Raw genomic sequence first — 10,342 nt, 5'->3', positions numbered from 1 at the left:
TAAAGTGAATCATCAAGCCCACTCCGTGGCGAGGGGGTTCTTCAGCAGACTGCTAGTCAGGCAGCGAGCGCCTGAGCGGCAGTGTGGGCGTGGTGTTGTACTGATCGACGACGTTGCGAAGGACGAGGTTGGACAACTGCACGACGAGCCCCCGCAGCCGGGCGTTCTCCTCGATCAGCGCCGCCCGCTCGGTGTCCCTCTCCTGGTCCCATGCCGCCCCCTCGCGGACAGAGGACGAACTGGAATATTGCTTCCGATTGGTGGTCGCTGGATATGCGTTCCCCATGACTGATACCCTTGGCACGAACTCCCCCCAGCCAAGTTGCCAAGGAGGTTCGGCTGAGTCCGCGTCAAAAGTCGGACAGCACGAAGGGGAAACGAGAGCGCAGATGAGGCGTTTTGCGGGCGATGCTGATAAAGAGTTAAGACTTGTTAAGAAGTTTGGTATAGTGAGCTCGGCAAGGTGCATTGACGCGCGGCGGCGTTAGCACCTTTCCTTCACCGTCTGACCAGCGCGATTCACTCAGTGCCCACGGGGTGCCGTGGTGGGAATACGCGCCTATGAAACAAAGTGAAGCAAGAGTACGCATTATTCAGGAGTGGGATCGCTGGATCTTAGCGCAGTCGATCGATCAGGACCGGCCTACTGGAAAAGATTCTTTGAAGTTCTTCCACGAACTGCAGGACACCGGATCGCCGCTACTGGATTTCCAGTCTCGCGGTCAGGACAAGTGGCGGATCATCCACGCATGGTTGCTCGGTGCAGACCGATTGTTCGATGATTGGATATCTGGCGCTCCCCGGATCGCTCCAACACGCAGGCCGCGACCGCATCGTACAAGATCGGACTGCAAGACGTGAATTACAAAGACCTGAACCGCAGAGCTCGCGACCAATCCTCAGCCTGACGCCGCCAGCGCGTGGACCGAAAACATCCGGTCCCGATCGGTCCAGGATTCCCGCACCGACCAACCGGAGTCGCTCGCCAGCGCGGTGAAGCGATCGAGGCTGTATTTGTAGCTCGATTCGGTATGGATGCTCTCGCCCGGACGGAATGAAAAATTCCGCCCGAGGATGCGCACGGTCTGCGCCTTCTTGGCGATCAGGTGCATCTCGATGCGATGCCGCTCGCGGTTATAGACCGAGCGGTGCATGAAAGCGGAAACGTCGAAATTGCCGCCGAGCTCGCGGTTGATGCGGACAAGTACGTTGAGATTGAACTTCGCGGTGACGCCGGCGGCGTCGTTATAGGCATCGTAAAGCACCCGCTCGTTCTTTTCGAGATCGACGCCGATGATCATCTGCGCGGCTTCGCCCAGAATGTCGCGCGCGCTGCGCAGGAAGGCGCGCGCTTCGTGGGGTTCGAAATTGCCGAGCGTCGATCCCGGAAAGAACCCGACCTTGGGCATCCCTTCGATCTCGGCCGGCAGGGCAAACGGCGCGGTGAAATCGGCAGCAACCGGATAGACCCCGAGATCGGGAAAATCCTTGCGCAAGGCGCTCGCCTGCGCGTTCAGGAAGTCGCCGGAAATGTCGACCGGGACATAGGCTCCGAAAGCACAGCGCGCCAACAGCAGGCGGACCTTGGTGGTGGCGCCGGCGCCGAATTCCACCAGCGCGGCACCCTTCGGGATGATGGAAACGATCTCGTCGCCGCGGCTGCGCAGAATGCCGAGCTCGGTGCGGGTCGGATAATATTCCGGCAGAACCGTGATCTGCTCGAACAGCTCGGAGCCTACGGCGTCGTAGAAATATTTCGGCGACAGCCGCTTGGGAAATTGCGACAGATTGCCGATCACGTCGCCGGCAAAGGCGGAGGTCTGCTCATCGAACGGGTAGCTTTGGGCCAAAGCGGCGGCATGCACATTCATGATACTCTCCTGAACGCGCTTTCCGGCGCGCTATGATCCAGGTTGGGTCAGGCGTAGTCGGCGAGGCGTAACCCCGTGAATTGCCAGCGGTGGTGCGGATAGAAGAAGTTACGGTAGGTGATACGGCTGTGGCCGGCCGGAGTTGCAAGCGAGGAGCCGCGCAGCACCAATTGGTTGACCATGAACTTGCCGTTGTATTCCCCCAGCGCGCCCTCGATGGCGCGGTAGCCGGGGTACGGGGAGTAGGAGCTGCGGGTCCACTGCCAGACGATGCCGAAGGCGTCATTGAGCTGGCCGGCGCGGGCGGCGACCTCCCATTCCATTTCGGTCGGCAGATGGCGGCCGGCCCAGCGTGCGAACGCGTCCGCCTCGTAATAACTGACATGGCTGACGGGTGCGGAGGGGTCGATCGGCTGCAGCCCGCCGAGCGTCATGATCCGCCATTCGCCATCGACCTGTCGCCAGTGGCCGGGCGCCTGCCAGCCCTCGTTGGCGACCGTGGCAAAGCCGTCCATCAGCCACAGCGTGGCCGTTCCGTAGCCGCCGTCCTTCATGAAGGCCAGCCATTCGGCATTGCTGACGAGGTTGCGGGCGAGCCTGACCGGGCCGACGAGGGCGCGGTGCGCGGGCTTTTCATTGTCGAAATGGAAGCTGTCGTCGGTGTGCCCGACGGTGTGGATGCCCTCGTTGAGGGCGACCCATTCGTCGCCGTCGCGATGCGACTCCGGGAAGCGCCAGGACGGATCGTAGGCCGGCGGGATCGGGTTCTGGGCAAAGGCGTGCAGGACGTCGGTCAGCATCAATTCCTGGTGCTGCTGCTCGTGGTTGAGGCCGACCTCGACCAGCGGGACGAGCTTGGCGAGACGCTCCTCGCCGGCGGTCTGGAAGAACTTGACCACGGCAGCATCGACATGCCGGCGATAGGCGGTGACCTCGTCCGTGCTCGGACGGGTGAGGTGGCCGCGCTGGTGGCGGGCGTGCCGCGGTCCGGCGCTGACGTAATAGGAATTGAACAGAAACGCATAATCAGGATGGAAGGGCTGGTAACCCTCGCAGTGCTCACCCAGCAGGAATTGCTCGAAGAACCAGGTGGTGTGGGCGCGATGCCATTTGGCCGGGCTGGCGTCCGGCATCGACTGGATAAGCTGGTCCTCGGGGCTCAAGGGGGCCGCCCGGCGCTCGGTCTCGCCGCGCACGGCCAGATAGGCTTCCACCAAATTCTGGGCGAGGGTGCCGGAATCGGAGAAAAGTGACTGCGCGGTGGCGAGGGACGCTGCGGGTACTGATTTCGTCACTGGTGTCTCCGGTGAAAGGAGAGAACGTTAGTCCGGGAAACTGGTTCCCGGCGGGCAGTCCGTCCTAAATAGGGGTTCCGTTCCGGGAAAAAAGCCTTCGGCCACTATGATATTGATGCCGTCAGACTATAGGCAGGGGCCCCGCACCGGACCCGTGCATGCCAGCTACTCGCCATTTTACTTTGGATGAACAACGGTTTGGGCTACATATATGGCAAATAACCGGGTTACATGGACCAGCCGGCCGGTCAGGCAAAGCCGCAGGGGGTTGTGCCCCAAAAGGAAGCGAATATGAGCATCGAACAATTCATCGATAACGAAGTGAAGTCGAACGACGTCGTCCTGTTCATGAAGGGGACGCCGCAGTTTCCGCAGTGCGGTTTCTCCGGCCAGGTGGTGCAGATCCTCGACCACGTCGGCGTCGGCTATAAGGGCCTGAACGTCCTGGAATCCGCCGAACTTCGCAACGGCATCAAGGAATATTCGAACTGGCCGACCATCCCGCAGCTCTACGTCAAGGGCGAGTTCGTCGGCGGCTGCGACATCATCCGTGAGATGTTCCAGGCCGGTGAATTGCAGCAGCTCTTTGTCGACAAGGGCGTCACCGTCAACGCGGCGGCTTCCGCCTGAGCGGGCAGGCGCGCCAGGTCGGCCAGGCGCGGTTGGAAGTCATTGTTGCCGACATCACCGGCTTGCGCGTTGACGCCATCGTCAACGCGGCGAATTCGTCGCTCCTCGGCGGGGGTGGCGTCGATGGTGCGATCCATCGGGCGGCCGGACCTGAACTGGTGGCCGAATGCCGCACGCTCAACGGCTGCGAGACCGGCGACGCCAAGATCACCCGAGGATACCGGTTGCCGGCCAGGCATGTGATCCACGCCGTCGGGCCGGTTTGGCACGGCGGCAATGTTGGAGAGGACGGGCTGCTCGCTTCCTGCTATCGGCGCTCCCTCGAGCTCTGCCAGGCCAATGCGCTCTCATCTCTGGCATTTCCCGCGATCTCTACGGGCGTCTATCGCTTCCCTGCCGACCGTGCAGCAGGCATCGCAATCGCAACCGTCGTCGATGGACTGGCCGCGGCGCCTGCCGTGACAAGGGTCATCTTCTGCTGTTTCTCCCCTGACAGCGCTCGGTTGCATGAAGAGGCGCTGGCAGCCTTTGGCAGCCCTTGCGCCGACTGACGCCGCAGCTACACTCCCCTCCGAATTCTGGAGGGGGTTCCAATGAACTTGCGTCAAATGCTGCGCGCGCTTGCCTGCGGCGCGGTGATGCTGGCGGTTGCGCCACAGGTCCGCGCCGAAGGCACGTTCGATATTCCCAAAGGCGCGCATTTCAACAAGGACAAGCTTGCGAAGATCACCGCGTTCTTCAAGAACGAGGTAGAGACCGGCAAAATCGCCGGCGCGAACGTCCTGATCCAGCAGCACGGCAAGCCGGTCTATCACGAAACCTTCGGCGTTCAGGACGTGGAGTCCAAGAAGCCAATCACCGACAAGACGATCTTCCGCCTGTTCTCGATGACGAAAGCGATCACGTCGGTCGTGGCCATGCAATTGGTCGAGGACGGCACGATCAAGCTCGACGATCCCGTCTCAAAGTACATTCCGTCCTTCGCCAATGTGAAGGTCGGTGTCGAGAAGAAGGCCGAGGATGGCACCAAGACGCTCGAGCTGGTGCCGGCGATCCGGCCGATGACCGTCCGCGACCTGATGGTGCATACGTCAGGGATTACCTACGGCTTCTACGGCGACACCCTGGTCCGCAAGGCCTATGCGGCCGCCAATATCTATGACGGAGATTTCGATCTGGCCGGGTTCGCCGAGCGGATCGCCAAGCTGCCGCTGCACAATCAGCCGGGCGCGCTCTGGCAATACGGCCATTCCACCGACATCCTGGCGCGGGTGATGGAAGTCGCGTCCGGAAAATCCCTGTTCACGATCATGCGCGAAAGGCTGCTCGATCCGCTCGGCATGGTCGACACTGGCTTCTACATCACCGATCCGGAGAAGCAGCAGCGGATCGCGCTGCCGGTGCCCAACGACAGCAACTTCCGCGTCGGTCGCGACACCAACCCGACCAACGTCAAGAAGATCGAATTCGCCAGCGGCGGCATGTACTCGACGATGGCAGACTACCGGCGCTTTACGCAGATGCTGCTCAATGGCGGCACGTTCGAGGGCAAGACCTATCTCAAACCCGAAACGTTCAAGCTGATGACGACCGACTATGTCGGCCCCGGGTCTGGGGTCGAGCGGGATTATTTCTATTTCCCGGGGGACGGCTTCGGAATGGGCCTCGGGCTTGCAGTGCGCACCGATCCGGGCAACGCCAAGCCGCCGCCGCCGGGATCACTGGGCGAATTGAAATGGGACGGCGCCAGCGGCTGCTATTTCGTGGTCGACCGCAAGCAGGATATGTTCTTCGTGCTGCTCGAGCAGACGCCGACGGAACGCCAGCGCATCCAGCGGACGCTGAAACAGTTGGTCTATGAAGCGCTGGAGAACTGACGGCACGGCAGGGCGCTGCCTCGTTGCGGCGGCGCTAGCGCTGCTTTTTCTCGGCGGCTCGCCACATGAGGTGTGGGCCGAGCCGACGGCGCCGGACGCGCCAACGTTCTCACGCGCGGCCCTTGACCGGATCGGCGACTACGTTCGCAACGAAGTAGCGACCGGCAAGATTCCCGGCGCAGTCCTCCTGATCCAGCAGCACGGCAAGCCGGTCTATCTGGAAAGTTTCGGCGTGCGGGACCCCGCGACCGGGCAGCCGATGACGCCGGACACGATTTTCCAGATCTATTCGATGTCGAAGGCCGTCACCTCGGTTGCCGCGATGATGCTGGTCGACGACGGCAAGCTGGCGCTCGACGATCCCGTGTCGAAATACATTCGCGCCTTTGCCGATGCAAAAGTCGGCGTCGATCTTTCCGATGAAGCAGGACAGTACCCGCTCAAGCTCGAGCCGTTGAAGCGCCCGATCACGATCAGGGATCTGCTGCGGCACACGTCGGGGATCACTTATGGCTTCTTCGGCGAAACCGCGGTGCAGAAACTCTATGCCAATCCGCAACTGTACGCCGGCGATTTCGACAACGCCGAATTTGCCGACCGGATCGCGATACTGCCGCTCGCCGATCAGCCCGCGACGCGCTGGAACTACAGCCATTCAACCGACGTGCTCGGCCGTGTCGTCGAGGTGGCCTCGGGGCAGGCACTGTTTCAATTCGAGAAGCAGAGACTATTCGATCCGCTCGGCATGCCCGACACCGCATACTATGTCGCAGATCAGGCGAAGTGGCCGCGCATTGCCCAGGCATTTCCCGTCGATCGTTTTCGGGTGGCCGGGATCAAGGAGCCGACAGTGGCGCGGCGCTGGGAATCCGGCGGAGCAGGACTGGTCTCGACGGTTGGCGACTACGCCCGCTTCCTGCAAATGCTGCTCAACGGCGGCGAGCTGGACGGCAAGCGGTATCTCAAGCCCGAGACGGTCGCGCTGATGACGTCGGATCAGATTGGGCCGGAGACCGGGATCATCCATGACCCCTTCTATTTCCCGGGTCCGAGCAGCGGCTTTGGCCTTGGCTTTGCCGTGCGCACTTCGCCGCCCCCGAATACGACATGGCCGCTCGGCGAATACCGCTGGGACGGCGCCGGCGGCAGCTTCTATTTCGTCGATCCCAAGGACGACATGCTCGTTGTCTTCATGGTGCAGGCCCCGACCCAGGGCGGGCGAATTCAACTGGCGCTGAAGACGATCATGTATGAAGCGCTGGGCAAGGGCTTGCGCAAGGACTGACGATTGACGGATTACGCCACCGCGTTTCGCGCGATCGTCTCCCGATAGAATGACGCGCTCAGCTTGGGCGTGCGGCGCCTGGTTTCGAAGTCGACGTGGTGGAGGCCGAAGCGCTGTTCATATCCGTCTGACCATTCGAAATTGTCCATCAGGCTCCACAGAAAATATCCGAGCACAGGCACGCCCTCGGACGTGGCACGCTGCAACTGCGTCAAATAATTGCGCAGATACATGATGCGATCGACGTCGTAGATGGTTCCGTCCGCGGCCGGCTGGTCGCTCCCCGACGTGCCGTTCTCGGTGATGTAGATCGACGTCACGTTCCACAGCTTGGCCACATGGCGCGGCACCCAGTACATTGTTTCGGGGCCGGGCCTGAGCCAGGTCGCCTTCATGTGTGGGAACGATTTGGGAAATGGCGCCAGCGTGAAGCCGCGTTCGTTGTCGGCAGCAACGACGTAATGATCAGGCATGTAAACATTCAGCCCGACAAAATCGATCGGGGAGGAGATGATGCGCAGATCTTCGGCGGTGTATTTTGGAGCATCTTTGCCGGCCTGCGCGAGATATGCATCAGTGTATTTTCCCTCGAGTATCGCGGTCAGATAGCCGGCATTGAGCTCTCGCGTCGCGATCTCGGCTGCGCGGATGTTCGCAGGCGTTTCGATGGCCGGGATGCAGCTCACGGCATTCTCCGCCGGACCGACCCTGATTCCAGCCAGCCCATTGGCCCGGATCGCCTGAACCGCGAGACCGTGGCCCAGCGCGACGTTGTGCCGGACCTGCTTCACGTCCGATGGGGATAGTTTGAGTCCCGGCGCATCAGCGCCAAACTCATGGCCGAGGTGGACGAGCCTGGAACATTCGTTGATGGTGAAGAAGTGCTTCACGCGGTCGCTTAGGCGCCCCGTGACGTGGGCTGCGTAATCCGCGAATGCCTTTGACGTATCGCGCGAGGTCCAGCCGCCGAATCGGTCCTGAAGCGCCTGCGGCAGATCCCAATGATACAGCGTCGCAAACGGCTTGATGTCGTTCGCCAACAACTCGTCGACAAGGCGGTTGTAGAAATCAAGGCCCTTTGGATTTGGCGAGCCGGCTCCTTCCGGGAAGACGCGAGGCCATGCGATCGAGAATCGATAGGCCTTGGTGCCCAGCGCCTTCATCAACTGGATGTCTTCCTTGTACAGATGATAGTGGTTGGTCGCGGTATCTCCGTTGCTGTGATCGGCAATCGTCCCGGGCGTGTGGGCAAAGCGGTCCCAGATTGATGGACCGCGACCATCCTCGTTCACGGCGCCCTCGACCTGATAGGCGGAGGTCGCCGTGCCCCACAGAAAATCGTTCGGAAAACCGGAAGAGGTTTTTCGATTTCGCGCTCCGGTAGCTTCGTCCAATTGGGCCAGTCCGGGCCCGGTCGAGAGCATCGACGTTGCAAGCGCCGACCAGCCTGCAATTCTGCCAAATTGGCGCCGGGAAAATCTCTTGAATGGCATCACTTTCACTCGCCGAGTCGTGATCAATCTTGAGCAAAATAAGGCTCACTCTTGATGCTTCTTGTTTGCAGCAAGTCTAGTATCACCGCTTCCGTGTTTCGGTGCAATTGCGCAACAGGCTGCATCGGCGGGTCGACAGGGCTGCCACTCGTCGTTAAATAGGCTGATCCATTCAACCGATTTGGGGGAGCAGGACCGATCGGCATTCGCACGCCGCTGGCGCTTTTCGTTGTATCGCTGGGCATCATTGCCGCGGCGTGGTGGTGGCTGGCCACGCCGGTGGCGCTGACGCGCGCGCCGATCGATGATGCCGCGAAGCTGGAGTGCGTTTCCTACGCGCCGTTCCGCAACGATCAGACGCCGCATGATCCGACGCTCATCGTCAGCCCGGAGCAGATCGCGGAGGACTTACGCGAACTCGCCAAGGTCTCCAAATGCATCCGCACCTATTCCATCGACAACGGGCTGGACAAGGTGCCCGAGCTTGCGTCGAGGGTCGGCTTGAAGGTCCTGCTCGGCGTGTGGATCGGACGCGATCGCGCGAAGAACGCCCAACTCGCCGACATCGCGGTCTCGCTGGTCAAGGATCATCCCGGCACGGTCACGGCGCTGATCGTCGGCAGTGAAGTGCTGCTGCGTGGGGAGATGACCGCATCCGACCTGCGGCAGATTATCCGCTCAGTCAAACCGCGCGTGAGCGTGCCGGTGACCTATGCCGATGTCTGGGAATTCTGGCTGCGTTACCGCGAAGTGGGCGAGGACGTCGATTTCATCACCGCCCATTTCCTGCCCTATTGGGAAGACGTTCCGCCGCGCGCCGAAGATGCAGCCGCACATGTGGATGACATTCGCAAGCAGTTGGCGGCAGCCTTTCCCGGCAAGGAGATCCTGATCGGCGAAACCGGCTGGCCAAGCCATGGGCGGATGCGCGACGGCGCGCTGGCTTCCCGCGTCAATCAGGCGCGTTTCATTTCCGAGATACTCGAACGGGCGAGGCGGGACAACTTTCGCGTCAATCTGTTCGAAGCCTATGACGAGCCGTGGAAGCGCCGCTGGGAAGGGACGGTGGGCGGTTATTGGGGGCTGTTCGACGGGACCGAGCGCAAGCTGAAATATCCGGCCGGGGTGGCCATCAGCAACTATCCGTTCTGGAAGCTGCAGATGGGAAGCGGGCTGTTTCTTTGCATCGGCGTATTCGCGGTAGCCTTGTTCACGCTGAGGCGCGGGCCGTCGCTGCCGCCATTGGCATCGTGGCTCGCGGTCGCCGTGTCCGCGACCATCGGCGGGATCTTGCTGGGCGTGGGCGCCGACAAGATGCTCCACGAAAGCTACGGGCTGGGCGGTTGGCTGGTTCAGGGCTTGCTGCTGGCCGCAGCCACCGCTGCACCGCTGCTGTCCACCTATGCCTTGATGTCGGGGCGCGGGCTTCCGTCGTTTCTTGAAGTGTTGGGACCGCCCAAGGGCCTGACCCCATTTTTCATGGCCAACATGCTGGGCGTCACGCTGATCGTGACGACGCTCATTGCCGCGCAAACCGCACTCAGTCTGATATTCGACGCGCGCTGGCGCGACTTCCCGTTTGCCGCGCTGACCATGGCCGCGGTGCCGTTCTGGACATTGGCCTTTCTCAACGGTTCAAAATCCGGCGAGCGGCCAATGTCTGAGGCCGTGTTTGCCGGACTGTTCGCCATGGCAGCGGTCTATATCGTCTTCAACGAAGGGTTCGAGAACTGGCAGGCGATGTGGACCGGCGCGATATACTTGCTGCTTGGCAGTGCGCTGTGGCGAGCGCGCACTGCTGCGTTGTCTGAACTCGGATAGTCGATGGCCTGATCGTGCTCAACAACGCCGCCGCGAACAACGCGGCGAAGCATTAGCTGATCGGCACAGT

The 10,342-nt window shown here is 61.6% G+C and carries 9 protein-coding genes; 5 read left to right on the top strand and 4 right to left on the bottom strand.

Annotated features, from left to right (window positions below):
* Positions 1–52: 52 nt before the first annotated feature.
* The 3 genes from CP49_RS26520 to egtB all read right to left on the bottom strand — a co-directional run bounded on the left by CP49_RS26520 (position 53) and on the right by egtB (position 3,166).
* On the bottom strand, positions 53–286 hold the full coding sequence (locus tag CP49_RS26520; protein ID WP_057853112.1) for an HMG-box domain-containing protein: 234 nt from the start codon (positions 284–286) through the stop codon (positions 53–55).
* A 613-nt stretch (positions 287–899) separates the two neighbouring features.
* Positions 900–1,871, bottom strand: coding sequence for an L-histidine N(alpha)-methyltransferase (gene egtD, locus CP49_RS26515; RefSeq protein WP_057853111.1), 972 nt, complete (start codon positions 1,869–1,871; stop codon positions 900–902).
* A gap of 47 nt (positions 1,872–1,918) precedes the next feature.
* A complete protein-coding gene (egtB, locus tag CP49_RS26510; RefSeq protein WP_057853110.1) occupies positions 1,919–3,166 on the bottom strand; it encodes an ergothioneine biosynthesis protein EgtB in 1,248 nt (415 codons plus the stop codon).
* A gap of 291 nt (positions 3,167–3,457) precedes the next feature.
* On the opposite strand from egtB, the gene grxD reads away from it, so the two are divergent.
* Genes grxD through CP49_RS26490 form a run of 4 tightly spaced genes read left to right on the top strand, consistent with a single transcriptional unit; the run spans position 3,458 to position 6,958 of the window.
* Positions 3,458–3,796: a Grx4 family monothiol glutaredoxin gene (gene grxD, locus CP49_RS26505; protein ID WP_057843761.1), complete on the top strand. Its 339-nt coding sequence runs from the start codon at positions 3,458–3,460 to the stop codon at positions 3,794–3,796.
* Complete coding sequence (locus tag CP49_RS26500; protein ID WP_057853109.1) at positions 3,793–4,347, top strand: O-acetyl-ADP-ribose deacetylase; 555 nt, start codon at positions 3,793–3,795, stop codon at positions 4,345–4,347. The genes grxD and CP49_RS26500 overlap by 4 nt, the downstream gene beginning before the upstream one ends.
* 42 nt (positions 4,348–4,389) lie before the next feature.
* Positions 4,390–5,673, top strand: a complete 1,284-nt coding sequence (locus CP49_RS26495) for a serine hydrolase domain-containing protein (protein WP_057853108.1) — start codon at positions 4,390–4,392, stop codon at positions 5,671–5,673.
* The gene (locus CP49_RS26490; protein ID WP_057853107.1) at positions 5,654–6,958 is read left to right on the top strand and encodes a serine hydrolase domain-containing protein; all 1,305 of its coding nucleotides are present in this window, start codon (positions 5,654–5,656) and stop codon (positions 6,956–6,958) included. Before CP49_RS26495 ends, CP49_RS26490 begins: the two co-directional genes overlap by 20 nt.
* An 11-nt stretch (positions 6,959–6,969) precedes the next feature.
* Here the strand turns inward: CP49_RS26490 and CP49_RS26485 are convergent, their stop codons facing one another.
* Entirely contained in the window at positions 6,970–8,451 is a 1,482-nt protein-coding gene (locus tag CP49_RS26485) for a GH1 family beta-glucosidase (protein ID WP_057853106.1), read from the bottom strand.
* Between the two features lie 216 nt (positions 8,452–8,667).
* Here CP49_RS26485 and CP49_RS26480 point away from each other — a divergent pair, with 216 nt between their 5' ends.
* Positions 8,668–10,272, top strand: a complete 1,605-nt coding sequence (locus CP49_RS26480) for a glycoside hydrolase family 17 protein (RefSeq protein WP_245310877.1) — start codon at positions 8,668–8,670, stop codon at positions 10,270–10,272.
* Positions 10,273–10,342 lie beyond the last annotated feature (70 nt).

The organism is Bradyrhizobium valentinum, from assembly GCF_001440405.1.
In the GTDB taxonomy this organism is placed as follows: Bacteria; Pseudomonadota; Alphaproteobacteria; order Rhizobiales; family Xanthobacteraceae; genus Bradyrhizobium; species Bradyrhizobium valentinum.
Note: the sequence above shows the minus strand (reverse complement) of the source record. Positions and strands in the feature narration are given on the sequence as shown.

What these genes read in the sequence shown, in the direction of transcription:
- CP49_RS26520 (WP_057853112.1), bottom strand. Translation starts at nt 286, where the DNA reads ATGGGGAACGCATATCCAGCGACCACCAATCGGAAGCAATATTCCAGT.
- egtD (WP_057853111.1), bottom strand. Translation starts at nt 1,871, where the DNA reads ATGAATGTGCATGCCGCCGCTTTGGCCCAAAGCTACCCGTTCGATGAG.
- grxD (WP_057843761.1), top strand. Translation starts at nt 3,458, where the DNA reads ATGAGCATCGAACAATTCATCGATAACGAAGTGAAGTCGAACGACGTC.
- CP49_RS26490 (WP_057853107.1), top strand. Translation starts at nt 5,654, where the DNA reads ATGAAGCGCTGGAGAACTGACGGCACGGCAGGGCGCTGCCTCGTTGCG.
- CP49_RS26495 (WP_057853108.1), top strand. Translation starts at nt 4,390, where the DNA reads ATGAACTTGCGTCAAATGCTGCGCGCGCTTGCCTGCGGCGCGGTGATG.
- CP49_RS26485 (WP_057853106.1), bottom strand. Translation starts at nt 8,451, where the DNA reads ATGCCATTCAAGAGATTTTCCCGGCGCCAATTTGGCAGAATTGCAGGC.